The organism is Micromonospora sp. NPDC049359 (genome assembly GCF_044466585.1).
Classification (GTDB): Bacteria; Actinomycetota; Actinomycetes; order Mycobacteriales; family Micromonosporaceae; genus Micromonospora.
In genome coordinates this window covers 223,220-249,742 of the sequence record NZ_JBITMW010000007.1, presented here as the reverse complement: position 1 = coordinate 249,742, position 26,523 = coordinate 223,220, and the positions used below count along the sequence as shown (strand labels likewise).

The following is a 26,523-nucleotide window of genomic DNA, read 5'->3' as shown; positions in this document are numbered from 1 at the left end:
AGGGCGCGCGGACCGCGTGCCCTACCCCGTCGGCACAATCCGGGAAGGCAACGAGCCAACGTGAAGCTGCGCCGCCGCCAGCGGGAACGACTGTCCCTCGGTATCCAGTACCTGGTCTTCGTCGCGATCATCGCCGCGGTGCTCCTCGCCGCGGACTGGGGCCGACTGGCCGACGCGTTCTTCCGCGTCGACATCATCGAGTCGATGTTCCCGACGATCATTACCGTGGCGCTGCGCAACACGATCCTCTACACGTTGGGCGCGTTCGCCTTCGGCCTCGTGTTCGGGACCGTGCTCGCGCTCATGCGGCTGTCCCGGGTGGCGCCGTACCGCTGGCTGGCGACCGCGTACATCGAGCTGTTCCGGGGGCTGCCGGCGCTGCTGGTGCTCTTCCTCGTCGGGTACGGCATCCCCATCGCCTTCCCGGAGCGGCAGATCCCCGGCGGCGTGTTCGGCTCGATCGCGATCGGTCTCGGGTTGACCGCCGCGGCGTACATGGCCGAGACCATCCGCGCCGGCATCCAGGCGGTGCCGAAGGGGCAGATGGAGGCGGCCCGTACCCTCGGCATGTCGCATTTCACCGCCATGCGCACGATCGTCATCCCGCAGGCGTTCCGGATCGTCATCCCGCCGCTGACGAACGAGCTCATCCTGCTCACCAAGGACTCGTCGCTGGCGTACGTGCTGGGCGTGACGGCACAGACCATCGAGGTCACCAAGTTCGGCCGGGACATGCTCAACGACCGGGTGAACGCCACCCCGCTGCTGGTGGCCGGCCTCGCCTACCTGGTCATCACCCTGCCGCTGTCCCAGGTGGTACGCCGCCTCGAACTCCGCTACGCCAAGGCCCGGTGACCCGCATGACGACCAGCCCGTCCCGTCCCGCCGTACAGATCCGTGACCTGCACAAGTCGTTCGGGCCGATCGAGGTGCTCAAGGGCATCGACTTCGAGGTCGGCCAGGGCGAGGTCGTCTGCGTGATCGGGCCGTCCGGGTCCGGCAAGTCGACCCTGCTGCGCTGTGTCGACCTGTTGGAGGAACCCACCGCCGGCACGATCTGGGTGAACGGCGTGGAGATGACCGACCCGGACGTCGAGATCGACGCGGTCCGCCGGGGCATCGGCATGGTGTTCCAGTCGTTCAACCTGTTCCCGCACCTGACCGTGCTCCGCAACCTCACCGTCGCGCAGCGCAAGGTGCTGCGCCGCTCGCGCGCCGAGGCCGAGCGGATCGCGCGGGCCAACCTGGAGCGGGTCGGCCTCACCGACAAGGCCGACGCGTTCCCCGCGCAGCTCTCCGGCGGGCAGCAGCAGCGGGTCGCGATCGCCCGGTCGCTCTCGATGGACCCGAAGCTGATGCTCTTCGACGAGCCGACCTCGGCGCTCGACCCGGAGTTGGTCGGTGACGTGCTCACCGTCATGCGTGGGCTCGCCGAGGAGGGCATGACGATGATGGTGGTCACCCACGAGATGGCGTTCGCCCGGGACGTCGCCGACCGGGTCGTGTTCATGGACGGTGGCGTCGTCGTCGAGCAGGGGCCGCCGCAGGAGGTGCTGGGCGCGCCGAAGCACGAACGGACCCGGGCGTTCCTCTCCCGCGTCCTGGACCCGACGCACGCGCGGGTCGGTCAGCCCGAGCAGCCGCCGGCGCCACCGGAAACCCCCAGCCTGCCGGCCGACGACCGGCACGGTCTCTGACACCACCAGCGCCGGCCGATCGATGGCCATTGTGATGTCGCGGTAATCTTCCTGCAATCAGACCTGTACTTTCGTCGATGGATTACATAAGTTGGGTTCATCCATCGAAAGTTCTGAGTCTTCCGAGCGAAGTCCGCGACGATCCTCACCCCAGTCGTGCTGCCGCCTTGTGCTCGGCGGTCGATGCACCCTGCGCTCGTCGCGTCTTCGCCCGGTCGGGAACGGAGACCCATGGACGATCAGGCCGTTGGCTCCCATCGCCACCTGTCCCGCCGATCACTGATCGCCACCGGGGCGCTCGCCGCCGGAGCGTTGGGCGCGTCCGCCCCCACGCTCGGGAGCGCCTTCGGAGGCAGCCCCGCGCAGGCCGCCGCCGGAGTGACCAGGAAGGTCACCATCTACGCCGAGCAGTTGCCCGGCGGGCTGTACGGCTACGGCCTCGCACCCGGCCAGGCCACCGTGCCCGGACCGGTGCTGGAGATCTACGAGGGTGACACCCTGGAGATCACCCTGGTCAACACCACCGACCAGCGGCTGTCCATCCACCCGCACGGCGTGGACTACAGCACCGACTCGGACGGTAGTCCGTTCAACGACTCCTTCAACGACCCCGGCGAGACACGGACGTACGTGTGGCGCTCGCACGAGATGGTCGCCGCGTCGGGTCGCCGGTACATGCCCGGCAGCGCCGGCTACTGGCACTACCACGACCACGCCATGGGCACCGACCACGGCACGGCCGGCGTCGCGAAGGGACTGTACGGCGCGCTGATCGTCCGGCGTCGGGGCGACATCCTGCCGGAGAAGCAGTTCACGGTCGTGTTCCACGACATGACGATCAACAACCGGATGGCCCCGAACACGCCCATGTTCGAGGCGAACCTGGGCCAGCGGGTGGAGTGGCTCGCCATCGGGCACGGCAACCTGTTCCACACCTTCCACCTGCATGCCCACCGCTGGGCGGACAACCGCACCGGGATGCTCGAAGGGCCGGCCGACCCGAGCCTGGTCGTCGACAACAAGGACCTCAACCCGGGCAGCTCGTTCGGGTTCCAGGTGCTGGCCGGGGAGGGCGTCGGGCCCGGCGCGTGGATGTACCACTGCCACGTGCAGAACCACTCCGACGGCGGCATGGCCGGGATCTTCCTGGTGCGCAACGCCGACGGCAGCATGCCCCCCGGCGCCGAGGAGGCGATCCACCGGTTCCAGGGCCACACCCACACGCACGGAAGCTGACCGAAAGGTGGGGACGGGGATGACAAGAGACCTACGACGTACCCTCGCCGCGATAGCGGCCTTCGCCACGCTGATCCCGGCCACGACCACGGCATCGGCGGCGGTAGCCGCGCCGCGAGCGGCGAGCGCGGCGCCAGCGCCGACGCAGCAGAGCGACACGGCCGTGCTCGTGTTCCACGGGCCGGTGGCCGAACAGCAGGACCCGGTGGCGCGCGCGGTGGACACCATCCGACAACTTGCGGCCAGTCATGACATCGATGTCATGGCCACCACGGACCCGGGTGTGTTCACTCCGACCAAGCTTTCCGCGTACCGGAGCGTGGTGTTCCTCTCCGCGACGGGCGCCGCGCTCAACCGCGACCAGGAGTTGGCGCTCCAGGCCTATATGAAGGCCGGCGGCGGCTTCGTCGGCATCGCCGACGCCGCCCGCGCGCAGGTCGACTCGACCTGGTTCACCGGCCTGATCGGCGCCCGCCCGGCCGGCGCGATCCCGGTGGCCGAGCCGGTGGCCCGGGTGACCGCCAGCGGCGAGAACCCGCCCACCGAGACCAAGGAGAAGCTGACCGACGGCGACGCCAACACGAAGTGGCTGGTCCGCACGCCCACGGCCTGGGTGACCTACGAGCTGGCCGCACCGAAGAGGATCACCGGGTACGCGCTGACGTCGGCCAACGACTTCGTCGGGCGGGATCCGAAGGACTGGACCCTGCAGGGCTCAACGGACGGCCAGAGCTGGACCGATCTGGACCAGCGCACCAACCAGGCGTTCGCCGAACGGTTCCAGACCCGGCGGTTCGACATCGCTTCGCCGCAGGAGTTCAGCCGCTACCGGCTGAACATCACCGCCAACAGCGGTGAGCCGCTGATCCAGCTCGCCGACCTGCGGCTGTTCACCGGCACGGCCACCGCGCCGCCGCCGACCCCGGTGAACCGGGCGGTGGTCGACATCCTGGACCGCAAACACCCGGCCACCGCGTCGCTGCCGCTGACCCTCACCCGGTCGGACCGCTGGGACAACTGGGAGACGAACCCGATCGGGGCGGTGCACACCCTCGCCCAGGTCGAGGAGCGGCACTACGACCCGGGTCCGGGCGCGAACGGTCCGTTCCACCCGGTGTCCTGGTGCCGGGACTACGACGGCGGGCGGTCGTTCTACACCGGCATGGGCCACACCGAGGGCAGCTACGGCGAGGAGGCGTTCCGGGCGCACCTGACCGGGGCGCTGAACTGGACCACCGGCCGCGTACGCGGTGACTGCCAGGCGACGATCGCCGCGAACTACAAGGTCGAACGGCTGACCGCCGCGAACCAGACCGGGCAGCTCGACCAGATCGGCGAGCCGCACGGGCTCACCATCGCCCCCGACGGCACCGTCTTCTACGTCGGCAAGGCGGCCTGCCCGAGCGGCCCGATCGCGGACTGGAACGACCCGAAGGTTGGCCTGGGCTGCGGCACCATCCACTCCTACGACCCGCGCAGCAAGCAGGTCAAGCTGCTCACCACCCTGGAGGTGATGGGCAACCGGGGCAGCGGCTCGGAGTTGGTCAAGAACGAGGAGGGCCTGCTCGGCATCGTGCCCGACCCGACGTTCGCCGAGAACGGCTGGCTCTACGTCTACTGGATGCCACACGAGTCGATCGACCGGGTCAAACGGGTCGGGCAGCGCACCATCTCCCGCTTCACCTACGACCGGACGACCCAGACGATCGACCAGGGCACCCGCAAGGACCTGTTGCAGTTCCCGGTGCAGATCCACAGCTGCTGCCACGCGGGTGGCGGCATGGCGTTCGACGCCAAGGGCAACCTCTACGTCGGCTCCGGCGACAACAACTCCTCCGAGGGGTCGCAGGGCTACTCCGGCAACAACTGGACCGAGGAGTACCAGGGGACCTCGTTCCAGGACGCCCGCCGCACGTCGGGTAACACCAACGACCTCGCCGGAAAGATCATCCGGATCCACCCGGAGGCGGACGGCACGTACACCATCCCGCCGGGCAACCTCTTCCCCCCGGGCACGGAGAAGACCCGCCCGGAGATCTACGTCATGGGCGTGCGCAACATCGCCCGCCTCCAGATCGACCCGGTGCACCAGTGGCTGACCGCCGGCTGGGTCGGCCCGGACGCCTCGTCGCCCAGCCCCACCCTCGGTCCGGCGAAGTACGAGACGGCCACCATCATCACCTCGGCCGGTAACCAGGGCTGGCCGTACTGCATGGGTAACCGGCAGCCGTACCGGGACCGCAGCAACACCGACGCCAGCGTGCTGACCGGCTGGTACGACTGCGACAACCTGAAGAACACCTCGCCGCGCAACACCGGACTGGAGGACATCCCGGCGGCCCGGGACAACATGATCTGGTACTCGCCGGACGGCGGCGGCCCGGTCTTCCCGAAGCGGACCGACGGCAGCGGCCTTCCGACCTACGTCGCGGCCGACGCCACCTACACGCAGCCGTACCTGCGCGGCGGCGGGCAGGCCATCATGTCCGGCCCCACCTACCACCGCAGCCTCGTCGACACCGACAGCGGCGTCGCCTGGCCGGAACACTGGGACGGCAAGTGGTTGATCGGCGACCAGTCGAACCCGGTCAACCGGGTCGCGGTCACCGTCGACGAGGCCGGCGTGCCGCAGGCCGCCCCGCCGGTGTACGCCGAGTCGCTGCGGGCCATCATCCCCAGCGGCAACGGCGACAACCGGTTGCAGAGCTGGATGGACGCCAAGTTCGGCCCGGACGGCGCGCTCTACCTGCTCGACTACGGAGGCGGCTTCTTCAGCCTGAGCCCCAACCAGAAGCTGATCCGGGTCACCTACACCGGTGGCGCGCCCACCCCGGCGCCCGCAGCGACCTCGGTGGCCGTGCAGAACAAGCCGCTGACGATCGCCTTCACCGGCTCGAAGTCCGGCGGCGTGAGCCACCGGTGGGAGTTCGGCGACGGCGGCACCTCGACCGAGGCGGACCCCCGACACACGTACGCCAAGGTGGGCACCTACACCGCGAAGCTCACCGTCACGTACGCCGACGGCGAGACGGCGACCGTGCGGACCACCGTCACGGTCGGCTGCGCGGTGCCCGACGCCCGGGCCACGGTCTGGCTCGGCGACACCGACACCGGCGTGCCCAGCCGGACGGTCGGGCAGGGCTGCACGATCAACGACCTCGTCGACGACGAGAGCACCTGGCCCGACCACAACGCCTTCGTCCGGCACGTCAGCGCGGTGACCCGCGCGTTGCAGGACGACGGCCTGCTCAACACCCGTGAGGCGGGCACGCTCACCCGGCTGGCCGCCGCCTCCGACATCGGCCGGGACGGTCGCACCGGGTACGAGCCGCTCTACGACGGCACCGCCGAGTCGCTACGCGGTTGGGAGCAGGCCCCGACGGGCTCGTTCAGCATCCAGCCCGACGGGGCGCTGCGCTCCAGCGGCGGCCTCGGCATGCTCTGGCACACCAGGGAGCTGGGCGACTTCTCGCTGAAGGTGCAGTTCAAGGACATCGCGCCGGGCACCAACCGGGCCAACACCGGTGTCTTCATCCGCTTCCCGGACCTGCGGGTGCCGCTGGAGCAGCGGCCAGAAGGCAGCTGCGGCACCATCGGGTCGGCCCGGACCTCGACCGCCTGGATGGCGATCTACTGCGGACACGAGATCCAGATCTACGACGGCGAGAGCGGCGAGCCGCAGAAGACCGGCTCGGTCTACAACTTCGACCCGGTGCCGCTCGCCCAGGCCGGCATCACCCCGAAGAACGTGTGGAACGACTACGAGATCCGGGTGGTCGGGCAGCACTACACGATGATCCGCAACGGCGTGGTGATCAACGAGTTCGACAACACGCCGGGCAAGCAGTCCTCCCGGGCCGGCGACCCGCCGACCGACCTGCGGCAGTTCCTGCGCGGCTTCATCGGCCTGCAGAACCACGGTGACAACGACCTGACCGAGTTCCGCAACATCCGCGTGCGCGAGCTCTAGGAGAGACGATGATCCGACGACTCACGGCCGCGCTGGCGGCGGTCCTGCTCACGGTCGCGCCGTTGGCCGCGCCACCGGCCTCCGCCGCCCCGCGCGCCGCCGCGGACCAGGTGCTCACCTGGACCGCCGACGACAACACCACCCGCTACAAGTCCGTCCCCACCACCGCGGTGGCCGGCGCGACGACAATCGTCTGGGAGAACAGCGCGGCCACCGGCAACACCACCGGAATGCCGCACACGTTGACCTTCGACACGTCCACCGAGGGCTACAACCACGACGTCACGCTCAACATCCTGGCGAGTCCGTTCGACGCCAACAACGGCCGGCACGAGGCGACCGTCACGCTGACGCCGGGCCGCTACCGCTACTTCTGCTCGATTCCCGGCCACAGCCAGATGGTCGGCGAGTTGGTGGTCACCGACGGCGGGGGAGGCGGCGATACCACGCCACCGACCGTCACCGCCGCCGTGTCCGGTGACCGCGACGGCGACGGCAACTACGTGGGCGCGGCGACGGTCACCGTCACGGCCACCGACGCCGGTTCCGGCGTGGACACCGTCGAATACCAGGTCGACGACACCAGCTTCCAGCCGTACACCGCGCCGGTGCAGGTAAACGCGGTCGGCGACCACTCGGTCCAGTTCCGCGCCACCGACCGGGATGGCAACACCAGCGCGGTCGGCTCGGTGTCGTTCCGGGTCGTCGAGCCGACCGAGGAGGACACCACCGCGCCGACGGTCACGGCCGCGCTGACCGGCGACCGCGACGGCGACGGCAACTACGTCGGTACGGCCACCGCCACACTGACCGCCACCGACGCCGGGTCGGGGGTCGCCACCATCGAGTACGCCCTCGACGGGGCCGCCTTCACGGCGTACACGAGCCCGGTCGTGGTGACCGCCACCGGGATGCACATGCTGCACTACCGGGCCACCGACGTGGCCGGTAACACCTCGGCCGAGCAGATGGCCCACTTCACCGTCGTCGCGCCGCCGGCCGAGGACACCACCGCACCCACCGTGACGGCCACGGTGGCCGGCGACCGGAACGGCGACGGCGCGTACGTCGGCGGCGCGACCGTGACCGTCACGGCCACCGACGCCGACTCGGGCGTGGCGCGAACCGAGTACGCCCTCGACAGCGGCGCGTGGACCGCGTACACCGCGCCGGTCGTCGTCCGTACCGTCGGGGCGCACACCCTGCGCTACCGGGCGACGGACACCGCCGGTAACACCGCCGCCGAGCAGTCGGTGACGTTCACCGTCGTGGCCGACGGCACCGACGCCTGCCCCGCCTCCGACACGCGGGAAACGGTGGTCATCGACGGTGTCGACACCGGCGTGGCGAACGTCGACACCGGTGACGGCTGCACCATCAACGATCTCATCGACGAACACGCCGACTACCCCGGCCACGCCGACTTCGTCCGGCACGTCGAGGCGGTCACCACCGCGCTGGTGACCGCCGGAACGCTCAGCAAGCGCCAGCAGGGCGCCATCGTCCGGGCCGCGGCCCGATCGGACGTCGGCGCATGAGCCCCCGCATCTCATTCAGAGGGAGAACCACGATGCCCGGACGTACCGTCGCCAAGCTGGCCACCGTGAGCGCCGTCATCACCGCCGCGGTGCTGGCCGTGGCGCCCACCGCCCACGCCGACCTGGTCACCCACTGCATCGGCACCGGCGGCGCGGTAACCGTGCCCAACGACCTGCTCGTCCCGGCCGGCGAGTCCTGCGCGCTGACCGGCACCACGATCACCGGCAACGTCACCGTCGCCGCCGGCGCCAACCTGGTGGTCACCGGCGGCCGGGTCAGCGGTGAGGTACGGATCGCCGCCGACGGCTACCTCGACGCCACCGAGACGACCGTCGACGGCCAGGTCGTGCTGGCCGCCGGGGGCTACGGCGTCTTCCTGTCCGACGCCCGGACCGGCGCGTTGACCGTCCGGCCGAAGGGCTCGGCGACCATCGACAGCTTCCTGTTCGCCGAGGCGTCGACGATCGGCGGAAACGTCACCGTCGGCGCCGGTGAGGTACGCCTCGACCAGGGCACCCAGGTGACGCGCAACGTCAGCAGCACCGGCACGTACTACACCGACGTGCACGACTCGTTCGTCGACGGCACCCTCTCGGTGCTCAACAGCGCCACCGGCAGTGTCGTGTGCGGCAGCGCCGTCCGGGGCAGGGCAACCTTCGCCGGCAACCTCGGCGGCGTCCAGCTCGGCCCGAACGGCACCCTGGACAGTTGCGCCTCGGGCGGCTACTGGGGCGCGGACGTCAGCGTCACCAACACCACCGGTGGTGTCACCGTCGACGACAACATCATCAACGGCCAATTGACGGTGACGGGCAACGACCCGGCCGCGCAGGTGGCGGCGAACAACCGCATCCGGGGCGGCGTGACGGGCGACCAGGCCGCGCCGACCGCCAACCGGGCGGCCCGAATGTCCGCCGCCGACCGGGAGGACGCGGGCGACGAGCGGGCTGAGGTCCGTCGTACCTCGGCGGTGCAGGACGCCACCGAGGCGGGCGCGGCGAAGCTCTAGCCGATCGACGTGACGGTGGCCGGTCACCCCTCGGGGTGACCGGTCACCGCCGTCATATCGGCCCGGACCGTCGCGAGCCGGGTGGGGCTGCGACGGACCAGCACCAGCCCGACCCCGACCCCGGAGACAGCTGCGGGTGGGGTGTCGGAGCGCCCAGAACTTGCCAGCGAGGGGGTTATGAGGGACTTGGCCGCTCGGTAGCGTTGAGGCAACGTCGGCCCTGGATACGGCTGGTGTTGTCGCGCTACGAGGAGGTTCGGGATGGATCTCGTGCCGGAACTGACCTTCGGGCAGCGGTTGAAGGCTTACCGCGAGCGGTCGGGCAAAACCCGCGCGGTGCTCGGTGGGTTGGTCGGTCGCAGTGCCGAGTGGGTCAAGGCGGTGGAGACCGATCGGATCCTGCCGCCCCGTATTCACATGCTGGACCGGATCGCGCGTGCTCTGAAGGTCGAGGTGTCCGTCCTTGCCGGCGAGTTGGGGGCGCGGTCTGCTGCTGTCAATGGGCCGGAGCACCCGGCGCTGGCGTCGGTGCGGGACGCGGTGAACCGCTTCGCAGCTTTCGACGAGATCTCGCCGGAGTCGTTGACGAGACTGAGGGATCGGCTCGCGATGGCCTGGCGTGCGCGTCATCAGGCGTCGGATCACCGTACGGTGTTGGGCGGATTGTTGCCGGGGTTGCTGCGCGACGTGCAGCGTGCTGCGTTGGCGTACGAGGGTGACGAGCGTCGGCAGGCTCAGGCCCTGTTGGCGGAGACGTTCGGCCTGGCGCAGATGTTCCTCGCGTATCAGCCCGTAGCCGAGTTGTTGTGGCGGGTCGCCGACCGGGCGATGGTGGCGGCGCAGGAGTCTGGCGACCCGGAGGCGGTGGCGTGCGCGGGGTGGTTCCTCTGCCAGGTACATCGGGATGCCGGTGACTGGGACACGGCGATGGCGGTGACAGTGAACCTCCTGTCGGCGCTGGAGTCCCGTGCGGCCGATGGGAACACGAACCTGTTGGCGCTCTGGGGTGCGTTGAACTTCGAGGCTGCCTACACCGCCGCCCGTGCTGGTGAGGAAGGTAGGGCCTGGCGGTACTGGGATCGTGCGGATCGAGTGGCGCAGCGCCTGCCAACGGGTTTCTATCAGCCGCAGACATCGTTCTCGAAGGTCATCATGGGCGCTCATGCGGTGACCGTGGCGGTGGAGTTGCAGAAGTCCGGTGAGGCGGTGAGACAGGCGCGCCGTCATGACTCCGCGGCGATCCCGTCGAGGCCGCGCCGGGCGCGCCATCTCATCGAGGTCGCGCGGGCGCACCATGGCAAGAACGACACGGAAGCGGCCGTCTCGACCCTCCGGCAGGCGTACGAGTCGGCACCGGAGACCATCCGCTTCAACGGGTACGCCCGCCAGATCACCGTGGACCTGCTCGACGGCCCACGTTCCACTCGTGACGACGCCCGTGACCTCGCAGTCAAGGTCGGGCTTCTCTCGTGATCCAGGGGTAGGAACTCTACCCATTCCGTTCCGCGACCCACCGTAGCTTCTTGCTCACGGGATGCGGCGGGCGGTGCGGGTATCGCCTGGTCGCCGCGTCCCTCAGCTTCGAGGGCAGGGAGCCCTCCTCGTGCTCGAACGGGGGAGAGGTCGGTGCGGCGCGTTTCTTATGAGGAGTACCTTTCGGCCACCGCGCTGACGCTCGCCCGCAGGCATCGGCCGGTGTGGTCGTGGCGGCTCTGGCGACACGTCTGCCGCTGCGGAGCAGACCTGCCCTGCCGTGCCCGGCACCGGATTCCGATCAGTCGTGTCCACTGGCCCCAGGAGGGTGAGCAGTGAGCAGTGGGCGGCGAGAGGCGAACATCGCGGTTCACATCCGGGGCTCGTACGACAGGTGGAACGGCTGCCGGACGTCGTGGACGCGGCTCGCGCCGTACCCCTGCTGGCAGGGCGGATGGGCGACCAGTCGGCAGACATCGACGATGATCGCTTGCCTCCTGGCCGGTGTGCGATGACCGCTCACGGTCCGGTCATGCCGATCTGGAGCTGCGGTGGCTGCGGCCTGCCCTGGCCCTGCACGATCCGTAAGTGCGAGTTGCGCGCGGAGTATGCGGACGCTCCGGTGTCGTTGGCCCTCTACCTCGGGTCCTACCTCGTGCAGGCGACCGAGGACATGCGGTGGACGCCGGCCGGTGTGCTGCACCGCCGATTCCTCGGATGGACCAGGGATGTCCGCGCTTGAGCGGTGGTGCCGCCGTCGTCTACATCGGCGAGTTCGCCGCCGACCGGGCGTTCCCGACGGCAGCAGAAATTCCTGGGTCTGTTGCGCAAGTCGGCAGTCGAGTCGGCTGGCGCGAGGTCTCCGGCATCGGGTCCGGGCTGGTCGCCCGAATCGTCCACCGGAGACCTCGTCGATCGGCGTCGACTCGCCGGCCGGTCAGTTCAGAAGTTGCCGGCGGAGTTGCACTTCACCTTCTGGTCGAGGCAGTTGCGGACCCTTGCGGCCAGCGCCTCGTCCTTCCAGGCGTTGAAGAAGTCCGCGTGCATCGAGAACGAGGTGCCGGACGCGAGGGTGATGCCGTTCGTGTTCGCGCTCAACGGGTACGAGATCACGAAGGACACCGACGGGACGGGCACCGGGTGACTCTTCGGGCAGGCTCCGGTGTGGTCGCCGTTGGCCATGTGCGCCTTGTGGTCGGGGCTGTCCAGGTGCTTGCCGTCCCAGCAGTCCGGGAAGGTGATCTGCCGGACGACGTGCGCGGTCTTGGCGCAGACGGGGAAGGTCTTGTCGGCGCTGCGGCCGATCTCGCCACCGATGCCGGCGCACCAGAAGTGGTTGCCCTGCTTGTCCGGGGTGTCCACCTGGTTCTTGGCATTGCCGGTGATCATCCGCAGGCCGAACGGGAAGGGCTGGGTCTTGCTCGGGTCCTTCAGGCGGGAACCGTAGTAGACGGTCACCTCGGTCGGGTCGACGACCTTGCCGTTCTGGTACATGGTCGGCACCCAGTAGGCCGACTGGTCGTCCGGCGAGTTGCAGGTGGTCGCCTTCGACGCCCGCAGCGACTCCGCCGTCGAGGTGGCGTCGGTCGACCTGTTGCCCCAGAAGGTGTGGTTGTGCGAGGCGCCGGCCAGCTTGGGCAGGACGATCGGGTCGTCACTGTTGTGGTGGCTGACCGTGCAGCCGACGTTGAACTCCGCGACCTTCACCGGGTTGCCGGTCACCGGCTTCGGCTTGCGCGCGAAGAACGCCCTCGTCGCGGCGGCCTGCGCGGCGGCGTCGACGGTGATCCAGCCACCCGACGTGGTGGGCGCGGCGGCGGTCGTGGACGAGGTGCCCGGCTTGGCCGGGGCGGACGGGCTGGTCGAGGTGCCCGGGGCGCTCGGGGTGGTCGCCGGGGCGGTCGTCGGTGTCGCGGGTCCGGACGAGCCGATGCCGGTGTCGCTGGACGGGCCGGAAGCGCCGGGCGTGCCAGGGGACTCCTTGCATCCGCCGGTGAATGCCAGGCCCACCACCAGCAGGGCGGTCAGGGCGCGACGGTGTCGAGGGGTGGATCGCAGATGTGTCAACGAGGGTGCACCTTTCTTCCGAGGAGAAAGAGTACGAGTCGACCCCCTGCGCCTATCCGGCCGCGCCGATTAAATATGCCTTAAATATCGCTCCGGGATTGCCCTGTCAGCTCTGCGCGACGGTCTGTCCTGTCGATTGGATATCGATTCTCGAAAAGACGTAATCGGCGGGTCCGTCGGCAGTCCATCCCCGCCGCCGCGCGGGTGTCGGCGGTGTCGCCAGCCTCCCACGGGGTCGTCCGCCCCGGCGCCCCTCGGCCGCACGAGGCGTCGCGACAGGTGCCGGGCCGGCCTGGGCAGCCGTGGTCGCGTTCGTCGACGACGGGGGGACCGGCGGCTAGCCGGGCGCGTACGGACGGCTGGGTGACCGCGTGCGCGCGACCATGACATCGGAGGCGTGCGCCCAACGGATTCACACAACCTGTTCTAAAGGTGTGTGAGAAATCACCGTAGCGGTAGTGCTGCCCCTATTCACTCACGTGTCCCGGCACCCCCGATGGAGCGGCTGGGGGCGGCAGTCGCAGGTAAGAGGAAATCAAGCGGTCGTACACCGGTCCCTCCTAGTCTTCGAAAGGTCGGTGGGTCAACCGTCACCGGAGCGCGACTCCCGGAGATGGCGTCGCCACCACGTTGTCACCATTGATTACGGAGTAGTTGAAACCCGCTATGCCCGCGACCAGGAAAACCAGAGCCGTGCCACGTCGCCCCGATCAGGCGTGGTCCCGCCGTATCGAGCCGTCCGGCTTCGACGATTTTGCAGCGGCGGAGTACGGGAAGTTGTTCGGATCCTTCACGGTCGACACCGACGGAACGGTCGCGGTGGCGGAACTCGTCGGCCGGCTGCGCGCCGCAGGCATCTCGGAGACGGACCCGCGCCTGGTCGAGGTGCGGTCTGCCACCAGCGGCGACGGTCCGGCCCGCATCGACATATCCCGTTTCATCGCGTGGTGCAGGACGGGTGGCGGTGTCATCGAGAGGTCCCTTCGCGGAGACCTCGTCATTCCGGACTTCGCCGCCTTACAGACGGAGATCTTCTCGATCTACGAGGGCCTCAGGGGTGTGGACGGGGGGCGGGTAGCCGATTACATCCCGCAGCTCGGCCGCGTCGATCCGGAGAATTTCGGGATCGCGTTGTGCACGACCGACGGCCAGCGTTTCGCCGTGGGGGACGCGGAGACCCCGTTCTGCGTCCAGTCGGTCTGCAAGCCGATCAACTATTGTCTGGCGCTGGAGCAGCACGGCGCCGAACAGGTCCATCGGCACGTGGGGCGGGAACCCAGCGGTCGCGGGTTCAACGAGCTGACATTGAACAACGAGGGCCTTCCGCACAACCCGATGATCAATTCTGGGGCGATCATGTGCTGCTCGCTGCTGCGCCCGAGATGGGAGATGGCCGACCGTTTCGACCACGTCGCCGAAACGTGGCGCAGCTTGGCCGGCGGCGGGACGGTCGGCTTCAACAATGCCGTCTATCTCTCGGAACGGCGTACGGCGGATCGGAACTTCGCGCTCGGGTACTTCATGCGCGAGCATCAGGCCTTTCCGGACGGCACCGACCTCACCGAGACATTGGAGTTCTACTTCCAGTGCTGTTCCATCGAGGTCGACGCGCGGTCGCTGTCGGTCGTTGCCGCCTCACTCGCCAACGGCGGCGTCAACCCGCTCACCCGGGAGCGGATCTTCTCGGCTGACACCGCACGCAAGTGCCTGTCGCTGATGTCGTCGTGCGGGATGTACGACTATTCGGGGGAGTTCGCCTTCACCATCGGTCTGCCGGCGAAGAGCGGTGTCTCCGGCGGACTCATGATCGTGGTTCCCGGCGTGATGGGCGTCTGCGTCTGGTCGCCCCGCCTCGACGCGCTCGGCAACTCCGTCCGGGGAGTCGCGTTCTGCAAGGAACTCATCAACCGGTTCAACTTCCACGTCTACGACTCGTTGGCCGCCGGGGAGGACTCCGGCAAACGCGATCCGCGACGTGGCAGGAACGAGGACGAGGTGGCGTCGACCACGCGGTTGCTGTGGGCCGCCAGTCACGGCGATCTGGAGTACGTCCGGCTCGCGCTGGCCGCGGGGAAGGATCCGAACTCGGCCGACTACGACCGGCGGACGGCGCTGCACCTGGCCGCCTCCGACGGAAACCTCGACGTGGTCCAGTACCTCCTGGACCGGGGGGCCGATCCAACTCTGCGGGACCGTTGGGGAGGCACGGCGCTCTCCGATGCCGAACGCGGAGCACATGACAACGTTGTCGCACTGCTCACGTCGACGGTGGGCGAGGGCCCGGCGTCAGCCACCCTCGTGCGAACCGACGCGCCGCTCGCGGCGGTCTGAACCGTCCGTTCCACCGATCACGATTTCGTGGGCCATCCGGCCCGATCACAGGAGAAGAGACCCATGGCGTACAAGGCTGAATACATCTGGATCGACGGCACCGCGCCGACCGCGAAGCTCCGGTCGAAGACGAAGATCATCGAGGACGGCGTCACGCCGGGCACGTGGGGCTTCGACGGTTCCAGCACCAACCAGGCCGAGGGCAGCAGCTCCGACCGGGTCCTCGAACCGGTCGCCACCTACGCCGACCCCATCCGCGGCGGGGCGCACCTGCTGGTGCTCTGCGAGGTGTTCAACACCGACGGCACCCCGCACGAGTCCAACACGCGGGCGCTGCTGCGCCCGGTGGCCGAGCAGTTCGCCGGCCAGGAGTCGCTGTTCGGCATCGAGCAGGAGTACACGTTCTTCAAGGGCTCCCGCCCGCTGGGCTTCCCGGACGGCGGCTACCCGGCTCCGCAGGGTGGCTACTACTGCGGCGTCGGCGCGGACGAGATCTACGGCCGCGCCGTGGTCGAGAAGCACCTGGACAACTGCCTCGCCGCGGGACTGTCCCTCTCCGGCATCAACGCCGAGGTCATGCCCGGCCAGTGGGAGTTCCAGGTCGGTCCGCTGTCCCCACTGGAGGTCGCCGACCAGCTGTGGATCGCCCGCTGGCTCCTGCACCGCACGGCCGAGGACTTCGGCATCTCCGCGACCCTGGAGCCGAAGCCCGCGCGGGGCGACTGGAACGGCGCCGGCGCGCACACCAACTTCTCGACGCGCGCCATGCGCGAGAACTATTCGGCGATCATCGAGGCCTGCGAGGCCCTCGGCCGGGGCGACAAGCCCGCCGAGCACATCCGCAGCTACGGCGCCGGCGTCGAGGCCCGTCTGACCGGCGCGCACGAGACGGCGCCCTGGAACGAGTACAGCTACGGCGTCTCGGATCGCGGTGCTTCCGTCCGCATCCCGTGGCAGGTGGAGATCGACAAGAAGGGCTACATCGAGGACCGCCGGCCCAACGCCAATGTCGACCCGTACACCGTCACCCGCCTCATCGTCGACACCTGCTGCAGCGCCCTGAAGGCCGCCGACCTCGTCTGAGGCGGTCGGACCGACATTCACCACGCCGCACTGCTGCGGCAGCTACCACGACATGGAGTGCATCTCGATGCCAGACGGCTTCGACGCGGGGGATACCGCATTCGTTCTGATCAGCGCCGCGTTGGTCATGCTGATGACCCCCGGCCTGGCGTTCTTCTACGGCGGCATGGTTCGCGTGAAGAGCGTTCTCAACATGCTGCTGATGAGTTTCATCAGCCTGGGCATCGTCAGCGTGCTCTGGGTGACCTACGGATACTCGCTCGCCTTCGGCGACGACGTCGGTGGACGCGGACTCGTCGGCGACCTGAGCAACGTGGGCCTGAGCGGCATCTCGGACACCACGTTGACGGGCAGCATTCCGGTGCTCGCGTTCGCGGTCTTTCAGATGATGTTCGCCGTCATCACGCCGGCCCTGATCAGCGGGGCGATCGCCGACCGTGCCAAGTTCGGCGCGTGGATGCTGTTCGTCGCGCTCTGGGTGACCGTGGTGTATTTCCCGGTGGCCCACTGGGTGTGGCAGGCCGACGGTTGGATCTTCAAGCTCGGCGTGAAGGACTTCGCCGGAGGCACGGCGGTCCACATCAACGCCGGCATGGCCGCCCTCGGCGCGCTCCTCGTCCTCGGCAACCGGGTCGGCTTCAGGCGTGAGTCGATGCGGGCGCACAGCTTGCCGCTCGTGATGCTCGGCTCCGGCCTGCTGTGGTTCGGGTGGTTCGGGTTCAACGCCGGATCGGCCCTCGCCGCCAATGGCACCGCCAGTGTCGCCTTCATGAACACCCAGGTGGCGGCCGGTGCCGGCATGATCGGATGGCTCGTCTGGGAGCGCGTACGCAAGGGTGGCTTCACCTCCCTGGGCGCCGCGTCGGGCGCGGTCGCCGGCCTGGTGGCGATCACCCCCGCGTGCGCGGTCGTGAACACCTGGGGTGCGATCGCCATCGGTGTCATCGCCGGTGTCGTCTGCGCCGGGGCCGTCGGCCTCAAGGACCGCTTCGGCTACGACGACTCACTGGACGTCGTGGCGGTTCACGCGGTCGGTGGTTTCGTCGGCACGCTGCTCATCGGAGTGTTCGACACCACCGACGGCCTCGTCGCCGGCGCGGGTGCCGGGCAACTGGGGAAGCAGGCGGTCGGCGCCTTCGCCGTCGCCGCGTATTCGGTGGCGCTGACCTGGCTGCTCGTCAAGATCATTGATGTGACGGTCGGCTTCCGGGTGCCGCGATCGGACGAGGTCGCCGGCATCGACCAGGTCCTGCACGCGGAGAGCGCCTACGACTTCGATGTCAGCGAGGGGCGGGCCGACCCGGTCGGCTCGACCGGCGGCCGGGCGCAGGACAGGACGACCCAGCATCCGATCATGGACGTCGTCAACGGCCCGTACACCCGCTGACCGACTGCGACGGACGTCGCCGTGGTCCGGACCGGGAGGGGTGCGCCAACCCTCCCGGTCCGCCGGCGTACGTCGACGGGAGCCGTCGCACTGGCAGCCGTCGCGTGGACGACGCTAGAATCTGACGCTGACGTCAGAGGTAAGTGTTGTCGGCGTCACCACGTGAGGGGGGAGGGGCCGTGCGGATCGGAGAACTCGCCACCAACACGGGAGTGTCGGTGCGCGCCCTGCGCTACTACGAGGAACAGTCGCTGCTGATCCCCGAGCGCAGCGGCGGCGGTCAGCGCCACTACGGCGAGGGAGCGATCGACCGCGTCCAGCTCATCCAGACGCTGTACGGCGCGGGTCTGTCCAGCCGGACGATCCTGGATCTGCTGCCCTGCGTCGACGCTCAGGTCAACACCCCGCAGTCCCGTGCCCTGCTGAACGCCGAACGGGACCGCATCACCCACCAGATCGACCAACTCGTCCAGGTCCGGGATCGCCTCGACGCGGTGATCAGCGCCAGCGAGGACCCGGGCAACGGCTGCGTCTACACGGACGCCGTCCCGCGGTAGGCGACCGCTCGGTCCCGGGGTCGCTCAGCGGGTACGAGGTCACGAACGACACGCAGGGGTCGGTAACGACTGCACGGCGACGCCCATGTCGTCAGCAACTGGCGCGGGCCTTGCGCAGGAAGGTCTTCCGCGAAACGATCTTCGTCGAATCCCGGCCGCGCGGCGCCAGCACCTGGTCCGGCCCGATTCGCGGGAGATCCGCGAGGGTGAAATCTACCGAGATGGCATCACGCCCACCGGACCCCCCGACGCTGTAGGTGACCTCGGGCCTGAGTTCGGTGAGCGGCTCGACGTCCACCACTGTGCCAAGTCCTTCGGCGAAGAAGTCGGTAGCCTCCTCGACCTCCCAGCCATCCGGCGGCTGACCGAGCAGGACAACCTCCACGGTCCCGCTTGTGGGTCGACCGCTGGCGGCCCACAAGACCAGCGGACGCTCGGTCCCGTCGTCCGGGGGGTCCTCGTAGACACGGACCCGGGCTGACATCCCGCCGCAGGTCACCAGGACACCTACCGGCCGACCGTCGTGGACGGCTAGCGCGACAACAGGCTCGTCGGGTGGACTGCAGGCGGTAAGAAGGCTGAGCAGCGGCAATGACAACAGGACCCATGGGGCTCGTCTTCTGCGCATGCCGTCAGCATCCCGACGCGGCATCACCCTCCGATACCTCGGTGGTCACGAAAGGTGTACAGGTTGGCTCGGCGGCTCGCCGCATCCGCCCCCACGCGGGTGACTGAGGGTCACCCCGGCCACCGGCCGCGCCCGGCGCCCCAGCGAGGTTAGGCACTACTCGTCTAGCTGACCGGGGCCAGCGCCGGGACGCCGTACTGCTGGTCGAGGACCTGGATCGCGGCCCCGGCGGCGATCACGTCCGCGCCGAGGCTGGAGAGGGTCACGCTCGGGGCGAGCCAGTCCGCACGCCGCACGTCGGTACGGACGGCCTGCTCCACGGCGGCGCGGTAGACCTCGGCGTGGCGCAGCAGATCCGCGCCGGCGAGGACCACGTGGGCGAGGTCGAGGGTCTGGAGCAGGTTGACGACGCCGATCGCCAGGACCCGGGCGGCACGCGGGACGTCCCCCGTCTCGACGGCACGGAGGTGGACGACCTCCAGGCAGCCGTGGCGTCCACAGACGCAGACGGGCCCGTCCAGGTCGACGACCGTGTGGCCGAACTCGCCGGCGTTGGTGTGCGCCCCCCGATGGGCCGCGCCGCCCAGCCAGAAACCGCCCCCGATGCCGGATTCGACCATGATGAGCGCCGCGTCGCCGAACGTCGCGCCGTACCGCCACGCCTCGGCGGTGACACCCGCGGTCACGTCCTTGTCCAGGTGCACCGGCAGGCGGAGGCGCGCCTCGGCCAGTTCGCGCAGCGGTACGTCGTGCCAGTGCCGTAGGCCGTGCGCGTCCCGGACCAGCCCGTTGGCGTGGTCCAGGGGGCCGATCATGCCGAGGCCCACGCCGGTCAGCCGGTCCCGTAGCGCGGGGTCCGCGGTGATCGTTCCGATGCCGACGCACAGCGCGTCGAGGAGCTGTTCCGGGGTGAAGTCCGCGGGCAGCGGTCGGACCGTCGAGTGGCGCACGGCGCCGGCCAGGTCGACCAGGACCAGTCGCAGCGTGCGCCGGGCGACGTGCGCGCCGATCGCGTACCGGCTGTCCGGGACCAGCTCGTAGACGAGCGCGGGTTTGCCGACGCCCGGGCGGCGGACACCGGCGGGGCGGATCAGGCCGTCGGCGCTCAGGCGCGCGATGACCTTGGAGACGGCCTGCGGGGTCAGGCCGGTGGCGGCGACGACGGTCGACCGTTCGAACGTCCGTGCCGTACGCCCCACGGCCAACACCTGCGCCTGGTTGTAGCCGCGCAGGAACGTCACGTCCGCTGTGGTCCGCGTCATCTCGCCACTCTATTACGCAACGCTGTTGCTAAATTCGCTCGGTGAACGCACTGAGCAGAGGTCAACGCCTCGCGGCGCTTGCCGCCCTGGCACTGGGCGGCGTGGCGGTCGGCCTGACGGAGTTCGTGGCGATGGGCCTGCTCCCCGAGATGGCACGCGACCTGCTCGCCCAGGATTACGCCCGATCCTCGTCGGACGCCGTCGCGCGGGCCGGTTGGATGATCACCGCGTACGCGCTGGGCGTCGTCGTGGGCGCTCCACTGATCGCCGCGCTCAGCGCGCGCCTGCCCCGCCGCCGGCTCGTGCTCGGGCTGCTCGTCCTCTTCGTCGCGGGCACGATCGCCTCGGCGACCGCCCCGAACTTCGAGCTGGTGCTGGTCGCGCGGTTCGTCGCCGCGCTGCCGCACGGCGCGTACTTCGGCGCGGCCGGCCTGCTCGCCGCGACCCTGATGGGTCCCGGCAACGAGGCGCGGGGCTTCGCCACCGTGCTCGGTGGCCTGACCGTGAGCAACGTGGTGGGCGTACCGCTGATCACCCGGCTCGGTCAGGCGGCCGGCTGGCGTACGGCGTACCTGGTCATCGCCGGTGTCTTCCTGCTCACGCTGCTGGCCGTGCTGGCGGTCGTGCCGGAGGTCGCCGCGGCGGCGGACGGCTCGCCGGCCGCCGAGCTGCGGGCCCTGCGCACCTCGCAGGTCTGGCTGGTCGCGGCCACCGGCGCGATCGGCTTCGCCGGGTTCTTCGCGGTCGACTCGTACATCGCGCCGGTCACCACCGACGTCGCCGGACTCTCCGCCGCGACCGTGCCCTGGGTGCTGGTCGCGGTGGGCCTCGGCATGACCGTCGGCAACGCCCTGGGCGGCTGGCTCGCCGACCGGGACCTGCGTCGCAGCCAGATGATCGGCTTCGTGGCGATGATCGTCAGCATCGGCGTGTTCAGTGTCGTCGCGTCGCACCCCGTGGGCCTCTTCGTCGGCGCGTTCCTGGTCGGCGCGACGAGTCTCTACCTCGGTCCGGTCCTGCAGGCACGCCTCATCACGGTCGCCCCCGGCGCCCAGTTGATGGGCGCGGCGCTCAACCAGTCCGCCATGAACATCGCGAACAGCCTGGGCGCGGCGCTGGGCAGCGTCGGCATCGCCGCCGGGCTCGGCTACCTCGCGCCGGCCCGGGTGGGCCTGGTCCTGGCGGTCATCGGGCTGGGCCTGGGAATCGTCAGCTACGCGGGGCGTCGTCGGGACCGGGAGCCGGCCGCCGTGGCGGGTTGACCGCCGATGGCGTCGGTCAGGTGACCGACGAGGCGAGGAGGTCGCCGACGGCCGCGCGGACCGGATCGGGATTCGCCCAGGACCAGTTCGGGTGGGCCCGGTTCGTGAGCAGGGCGAGGACCAGCTTGCGGCCCGGGTCGACCAGCAGTGAGGGACCGGCGAACCCGGTGTGGCCGAAGGTGCGACCCGACGCGAGCCGGCCCATGAACCACTGCTGGTTGAGCACGACGCCGAGACCGTGGGCGGCCGTGCGGTGCGGACGCTCCGGGTCGACTGCCGGCTTGCCCGCGTTGTGGTTGGTCAGCATCCGGCGCACGGTGTCGGCGGCGAGGACCCGGCGGCCCTGGTAGGTGCCACCGTCGAGGAGCAGCTGGCCGACCGCCGCGAGATCGCTGGCGCTGGCGAACACCCCCGCGTGACCGGCGACGCCCCCGAGGTGGTTGGCGACGTCGTCGTGCACGGTGCCGCGGAGCAGGCCGCGGGACGAGCGGGCGTCGGTGGCGACCATCCGGGCCGCCCTCTCGCTGGCCGACAGCCAGGTCGTGGGGGCGAAGCCGGTGTCGCGCAGGCCGAGCGGGCCGGTGAGGTTCGCCTTGAGCGCCTGGTCGAGGCGTTTGCCGGTGATCTTCTCGACGATCTTGCCGGCGACCATGAGGCCGACGCTGGAGTAGCGGAACGTGTCCCCGGGCACGGCGCCCGATACCAGCGGTGTGGCGAGGACCGCGTTCCACCGGGCCGCGTTGTCCGGCAGACCGGTGACCTTGGCGCCGACCGGGAGGCCGCTGGTGTGGGTGAGCAGCATCTCGACGGTGACGCGGTCCTTGCCCGTGCCGGTGAACCCCGGCAGGTAGTCGCGTACCGGGGCGCCCAGGTCGACACGGCCCCTGTCGACCTGCTGCAGCAGCAGGATGGCGGTGTAGACCTTGGTGACCGAGGCGAGGTCGAAGATGGAGTCCGGGCGCATCGCGACCCGGCTCTTCGCCGCGAGCAGTTTCGGGCCGGCCGCGTAGCGCAGGGCCTCCCCGACCGCCGTGTGCACGGTCGTCTTCCCGTTGACCAGCACGAGAGCGACCGCACCGGGAAAGCCGTGGTGCGTGACGGTCTGCGCCGAGGCGGGCAGGTGTCGCCGCAGCAACGCGGTCACGTCCGCGGCGTACCGGGCCTGGTTGCCCGGCACGCCCGCGCCGGCCGTGGGGGAGGCGCTCGGCGTGCCCGACGAAGGGGCCGTGGGCTTCCCGGCCGCGCCGAATCCCACCCTGTTCCCCGCCGCGTCGGTGGCCGTCACCGTGCCGCCCGGGTCGGCCCCACCCGCCGACTCACCGCCGCTGTCGCCACAGCCGGTGAGAGCGGAGGTCGCAGCGGCCAGGCCAACCCCGAGCAGGGTACGACGGGCGACGGGCATGCCGGTGATGCTGACAGATCCGACTCGCGCGCGCCAAGCCCAATCAGCCGTACGCTCACCTCGTCCAGCGGTGTGGCCGGTTTCCGACACCCGTGTGGGCCGTACGGACTACCGACACTGCCTGTGCAACGATCGTCAGGCATCCTGTCGAACGGCCGGCGCCGCCGGTCTGTCCGTGCGGCAGACTCGGGGGAGGGTGCCCTGCCTCGTACTCCTTTGGAGAGCACCATGTCCCTCTCCCCGGTTCGGGTCTTCGCCGCGTTGAACGCCGTGCGACCTCCCGAACAGCCAACTCCGGTCCTGGGTAAGGCGGTGGTGGTCGGCGGCAGCGTTGCCGGCCTGCTGGCCGCCCGGGTCCTGTCCGACCACGCCGAGAGCGTGATCCTCATCGACCGGGACGACCCGCAGGTCAGCGGCGCACGGCCCGGCGTGCCCCAGGGCACCCAACTGCACGCGCTGCTGCCCGGCGGTCTTCTGCAACTGGAGCAGTTGTTCCCCGGGTTCCGCCAGCAGGCGCTGGCCCACGGCGCGGTCGAGGCGCCACCCGCCACCCGACGCAGCTACCTCGACGGTCGACGCAAGGTGGTCGTACCCGACGACGACGACAGCCTCGCCGGCAGTCGGCCGCTGCTGGAGGGGCTGATCCGCCAGCAGGTGCTCCGACTCCCCAACGTCAAGACCGTCACCGCCCGCGCCACCGGGCTCGTGATCGAGGGCGACGCGGTCACCGGTATGCGCTGCGAGGTCGACGGGGTGGCCGGCGTCGAGGGCGGCGATCTGGTGGTGGACGCCATGGGCCGGTCCAGCCGGCTCTCCGACTGGTTGGAACAGGCCGGTTGGGAGCGGCCCGCCACCCGCCGGATGCCGGTGCACCTCAACTACGCCACCGCGCTGTTCCGACGCCCGGAGCAGACCCCTCAGATGCGCGTCGTCATGGCCCTGCACACCCCACGGACCATGACGGACGTCGCCGGCGCCGCTTTCTTCGCCATCGAGGACGGCCGGTGGATGGCCATGATGGCCGGCTACGGCGACGACCGGCCGGGACGCACCGCGCAGGACTTCGTCCGACGGCTGCGCGAGCAGTTCCCGCCCGAGTTCGGCGAGGTCGCCGACCAGGAGATGCTCGGTGACGTGCAGACCTACCACCACGCCGACAGCCGGCGTCGGGACTTCCACGCGCTGCGGCGCTTCCCGGCCCGGCTTGTCAGCGTGGGCGACGCCGTCGCGTCGTTCAACCCGGTGTACGGGCAGGGGATGACGGCCGCGGCCCTGCACGCGGCCTGCCTGTCGGCGTACCTACGCCCCGGCCCGGACCTGAGCGTGCCGGCCCGCCACTTCCTCGGCCTGCAGAAGGTCGTGGTCGACGCCGCGTGGTCGACGTCGACCTCCGCCGACCTGGCGCTGCCGCACGTCGACGGCCCCTACCCGCGCGGCTACCGGATCTCCAGCTGGGCGAGCCGGCAGATCCTCACGGCGACCGTGACGGACGTGGCGATCGCACGCCGGTTCAACGAGGTCGTCTCCATGCGCGAGCACCCGCTGTCGCTGGCCAAACTCGGCGTGATCCTGGGCGCCGTGCGCGCCAACCGTCGGGCGGGCTGACGGAGAGACCCCGCCGCCCGTCCGACGCCGGACGGGCGGCGGGTTCGCCAACTACTGCGCGGCCGACCGCAGGATGTCGACGACGAAGCGGTGGTCGTCCAACTGCGGAAGCCCCGAGACGCCCATCCAGCCCACCACGCCGGTGCCGCGCACCCGCAGCGGCACCGCGCCCCCGGCGGCGGCGTACTTGGAGGCCGGCAGCCCGTAACGTTCGGTCAGCGTCACGTTCTTGTCCTGGCAGAGCCGGGCCACGTAGAGCGACGAGTGCTCGAACCGCATCACCACCCGGCCCTTGCGGCGCAGCCAGGCGTCGTTGTCCTGGGTGGAGCCGGGCAGGCCACAGTGGAACAGCTGACGCCCGGCCCGCCACACGCCCACCGCGACCGGCAGCGCCCGCTCGCTCGCGGCGGCCACGGCGCGCATGCCCAGCTCGTACGCGTCCGTCTCGGACAGGCCGGTACGTTCCAGCTCCGCCTCCTCGCGGAGCAGCTCGTCCAGGGTCGGTCAGGAATCGTGGTCGGATGGCATGGGTTTCTCCTCGTCGTTCACCAGGCGCACGGCGCGTAGTCCTTCAGGAAACAGCCGTACAGGTCCTCGCCCTGCTCGCCGCGGACGATCGGGTCGTACACCCGGGCCGCGCCGTCGACCAGGTCCAGCGGGGCGTGGAACCCCTCGTCGGCCAGGCGCATCTTCGTCGGGTGCGGCCGCTCGTCGGTGATCCAACCCGTGTCGACGCTGGTCATCAGGATGCCGTCGGTCAGCATCTCCTGGGCGCTGGTGCGGGTCAGCATGTTCAACGCGGCCTTGGCCATGTTGGTGTGCGGGTGCCCCGGCCCCTTGTAGCCGCGACCGAACTGACCCTCCATCGCCGAGACGTTCACCACGTACTTACGGCGGGCCGGCGCGGCGGCCATCGCCGGACGTAGCCGGCTGACCAGCACGAACGGCGCGGTCACGTTGCACAACTGCACTTCCAGCAGCTCGACCGGGTCGACCTCCTGCACCCGCTGCACCCAGCTGTTGACCGGATCGAGGTCCGGCACGAGACCGCCGGCGTCGATGGCGGTGGACGCCGCGATCCGCTCCGGCGAGGCGGAACGACTGGTCAACGCCAGTGCGGTGAGCGCGTGCGGGGTGAGGGCCGGCGACTCCGAGCCGGCGGTGAGCGCGCCCCCCGCGCCGGCCGGCTTGGTGAACGTGATCAGCTCCGGCAGGGGACCGTCCGGCAGGGCCGCGGCCTCCGCGGCGACTAGCTGGGCGTACGCCCCGGGCGAGCGGCGGACCGTCTGCGCCGCGTTGTTGATCAGGATGTCGAGCGGGCCCTGGCTGCTGACCGAGTCGGCGAGGGCGATCACCTGCGCCGGGTCGCGCAGGTCGATGCCGACGATCCGCAGGCGGTGCAGCCAATCCGCGCTGTCGGGCATCGCGGCGAACCGGCGGACCGCGTCGTGCGGGAACCGGGTCGTCACCGTCGTGTGCGCGCCGTCGCGCAGCAGCCGCAGCGCGATGTACATGCCGATCTTCGCGCGCCCGCCGGTGAGCAGGGCGCGCCGGCCGGTCAGGTCGGTACGGGCGTCCCGGCGCTCCCGGTTCAGCGCGGCGCAGGACGGGCAGAGCTGGTGGTAGAAGGCGTCCACCTCGCGGTAGCGCTGCTTGCAGATGTAGCAGCCGCGCGGGTTGTGCAGGAGCCCCGCCGTCGTGCCGCTGGTGGGGGAGGCGAGGGGGATGCCCTGGGTCTCGTCGTCGATCCGACCCGGGGCGCCGGTGGCCGTGGCCTCCGTCACCGCCCGGTCGGCCGCCAGGATGGCGTCGCGCCGCTCCTCACGTCGCCGCTGCTTGATCACCTTGTAGAGCCGCGCGGTGGCCCGCTGCACCCGCACCACGTCGGGGTGGTCGGGAGGAAGGGCCTCCAACGCCTCGAAGACGCTCAGGCAGGTCTCCAGCCGGTTCCGGTCGATGCCGCCCTGAGCGTTGTCGGGAATGTTGTCCACCGTCATGCGTCGTTGTCTCGTCCC

The 26,523-nt window shown here is 70.2% G+C and carries 20 protein-coding genes and 1 pseudogene; 14 read left to right on the top strand and 7 right to left on the bottom strand.

Annotated features, from left to right (window positions below; all coding sequences use genetic code 11):
• Positions 1 to 60 precede the first annotated feature (60 nt).
• The 7 genes from ACIBTX_RS18375 (at position 61) to ACIBTX_RS18345 (ending at position 10,924) form a co-directional block, all read left to right on the top strand.
• On the top strand, positions 61 to 855 hold the full coding sequence (locus ACIBTX_RS18375) for an amino acid ABC transporter permease (RefSeq protein ID WP_357121130.1): 795 nt from the start codon (positions 61 to 63) through the stop codon (positions 853 to 855).
• Between the two features lie 5 nt (positions 856 to 860).
• Positions 861 to 1,697 carry an amino acid ABC transporter ATP-binding protein gene (locus ACIBTX_RS18370; RefSeq protein WP_357172093.1) on the top strand — a complete coding sequence of 279 codons (837 nt, stop codon included), beginning with the start codon at positions 861 to 863 and terminating at the stop codon, positions 1,695 to 1,697.
• Positions 1,698 to 1,928: 231 nt separating this feature from the next.
• Positions 1,929 to 2,933, top strand: coding sequence for a multicopper oxidase domain-containing protein (locus tag ACIBTX_RS18365; protein WP_357172094.1), 1,005 nt, complete (start codon positions 1,929 to 1,931; stop codon positions 2,931 to 2,933).
• A gap of 19 nt (positions 2,934 to 2,952) precedes the next feature.
• The gene (locus ACIBTX_RS18360; RefSeq protein ID WP_396832758.1) at positions 2,953 to 6,903 is read left to right on the top strand and encodes a ThuA domain-containing protein; all 3,951 of its coding nucleotides are present in this window, start codon (positions 2,953 to 2,955) and stop codon (positions 6,901 to 6,903) included.
• 8 nt (positions 6,904 to 6,911) lie between these two features.
• The gene (locus ACIBTX_RS18355; protein ID WP_396832757.1) at positions 6,912 to 8,441 is read left to right on the top strand and encodes an OmpL47-type beta-barrel domain-containing protein; all 1,530 of its coding nucleotides are present in this window, start codon (positions 6,912 to 6,914) and stop codon (positions 8,439 to 8,441) included.
• Between the two features lie 32 nt (positions 8,442 to 8,473).
• Entirely contained in the window at positions 8,474 to 9,451 is a 978-nt protein-coding gene (locus ACIBTX_RS18350; protein WP_396832756.1) for a hypothetical protein, read from the top strand.
• A gap of 261 nt (positions 9,452 to 9,712) precedes the next feature.
• Entirely contained in the window at positions 9,713 to 10,924 is a 1,212-nt protein-coding gene (locus ACIBTX_RS18345) for a helix-turn-helix domain-containing protein (protein ID WP_396832755.1), read from the top strand.
• Positions 10,925 to 11,294: 370 nt separating this feature from the next.
• Here ACIBTX_RS18345 and ACIBTX_RS18340 read toward each other — a convergent pair whose 3' ends face one another.
• On the bottom strand, positions 11,295 to 11,447 hold the full coding sequence (locus tag ACIBTX_RS18340) for a hypothetical protein (protein WP_396832799.1): 153 nt from the start codon (positions 11,445 to 11,447) through the stop codon (positions 11,295 to 11,297).
• Between ACIBTX_RS18340 and ACIBTX_RS18335 the strand changes: the two are divergent.
• Positions 11,436 to 11,654, top strand: a pseudogene (locus ACIBTX_RS18335) (hypothetical protein); the annotation flags it as partial. The gene ACIBTX_RS18340 and the pseudogene ACIBTX_RS18335 overlap by 12 nt on opposite strands.
• 212 nt (positions 11,655 to 11,866) lie before the next feature.
• On the opposite strand, the gene ACIBTX_RS18330 reads toward ACIBTX_RS18335, so the two are convergent.
• Entirely contained in the window at positions 11,867 to 12,991 is a 1,125-nt protein-coding gene (locus ACIBTX_RS18330) for a DUF1996 domain-containing protein (protein WP_357172101.1), read from the bottom strand.
• A gap of 693 nt (positions 12,992 to 13,684) precedes the next feature.
• On the opposite strand from ACIBTX_RS18330, the gene glsA reads away from it, so the two are divergent.
• The 4 genes from glsA to ACIBTX_RS18310 all read left to right on the top strand — a co-directional run bounded on the left by glsA (position 13,685) and on the right by ACIBTX_RS18310 (position 18,349).
• On the top strand, positions 13,685 to 15,322 hold the full coding sequence (gene glsA, locus ACIBTX_RS18325; protein WP_396832754.1) for a glutaminase A: 1,638 nt from the start codon (positions 13,685 to 13,687) through the stop codon (positions 15,320 to 15,322).
• A gap of 63 nt (positions 15,323 to 15,385) precedes the next feature.
• Complete coding sequence (gene glnII, locus ACIBTX_RS18320; protein WP_357172103.1) at positions 15,386 to 16,405, top strand: glutamine synthetase; 1,020 nt, start codon at positions 15,386 to 15,388, stop codon at positions 16,403 to 16,405.
• Between the two features lie 67 nt (positions 16,406 to 16,472).
• Complete coding sequence (locus ACIBTX_RS18315) at positions 16,473 to 17,792, top strand: ammonium transporter (protein WP_357121160.1); 1,320 nt, start codon at positions 16,473 to 16,475, stop codon at positions 17,790 to 17,792.
• Between the two features lie 179 nt (positions 17,793 to 17,971).
• The gene (locus ACIBTX_RS18310) at positions 17,972 to 18,349 is read left to right on the top strand and encodes a MerR family transcriptional regulator (RefSeq protein WP_357121163.1); all 378 of its coding nucleotides are present in this window, start codon (positions 17,972 to 17,974) and stop codon (positions 18,347 to 18,349) included.
• Between the two features lie 91 nt (positions 18,350 to 18,440).
• Here ACIBTX_RS18310 and ACIBTX_RS18305 read toward each other — a convergent pair whose 3' ends face one another.
• Positions 18,441 to 18,734: a hypothetical protein gene (locus ACIBTX_RS18305; RefSeq protein WP_357172105.1), complete on the bottom strand. Its 294-nt coding sequence runs from the start codon at positions 18,732 to 18,734 to the stop codon at positions 18,441 to 18,443.
• A 407-nt stretch (positions 18,735 to 19,141) separates the two neighbouring features.
• Positions 19,142 to 20,239, bottom strand: coding sequence for an ROK family protein (locus tag ACIBTX_RS18300; protein ID WP_363659806.1), 1,098 nt, complete (start codon positions 20,237 to 20,239; stop codon positions 19,142 to 19,144).
• Between the two features lie 41 nt (positions 20,240 to 20,280).
• Here ACIBTX_RS18300 and ACIBTX_RS18295 point away from each other — a divergent pair, with 41 nt between their 5' ends.
• Positions 20,281 to 21,501, top strand: a complete 1,221-nt coding sequence (locus ACIBTX_RS18295; protein ID WP_357392720.1) for an MFS transporter — start codon at positions 20,281 to 20,283, stop codon at positions 21,499 to 21,501.
• Positions 21,502 to 21,517: 16 nt separating this feature from the next.
• Here ACIBTX_RS18295 and ACIBTX_RS18290 read toward each other — a convergent pair whose 3' ends face one another.
• A complete protein-coding gene (locus ACIBTX_RS18290) occupies positions 21,518 to 22,903 on the bottom strand; it encodes a serine hydrolase domain-containing protein (protein ID WP_357121175.1) in 1,386 nt (461 codons plus the stop codon).
• 228 nt (positions 22,904 to 23,131) lie between these two features.
• Between ACIBTX_RS18290 and ACIBTX_RS18285 the strand changes: the two genes are divergently transcribed.
• Positions 23,132 to 24,508, top strand: a complete 1,377-nt coding sequence (locus ACIBTX_RS18285) for an FAD-dependent oxidoreductase (RefSeq protein WP_396832753.1) — start codon at positions 23,132 to 23,134, stop codon at positions 24,506 to 24,508.
• 51 nt (positions 24,509 to 24,559) lie between these two features.
• On the opposite strand, the gene ACIBTX_RS18280 is transcribed toward ACIBTX_RS18285, so the two are convergent.
• A complete protein-coding gene (locus ACIBTX_RS18280; RefSeq protein WP_396832796.1) occupies positions 24,560 to 24,997 on the bottom strand; it encodes a heme-degrading domain-containing protein in 438 nt (145 codons plus the stop codon).
• A gap of 56 nt (positions 24,998 to 25,053) precedes the next feature.
• Positions 25,054 to 26,505: an SDR family NAD(P)-dependent oxidoreductase gene (locus ACIBTX_RS18275; RefSeq protein ID WP_396832752.1), complete on the bottom strand. Its 1,452-nt coding sequence runs from the start codon at positions 26,503 to 26,505 to the stop codon at positions 25,054 to 25,056.
• Between the last annotated feature and the right edge of the window lie 18 nt (positions 26,506 to 26,523).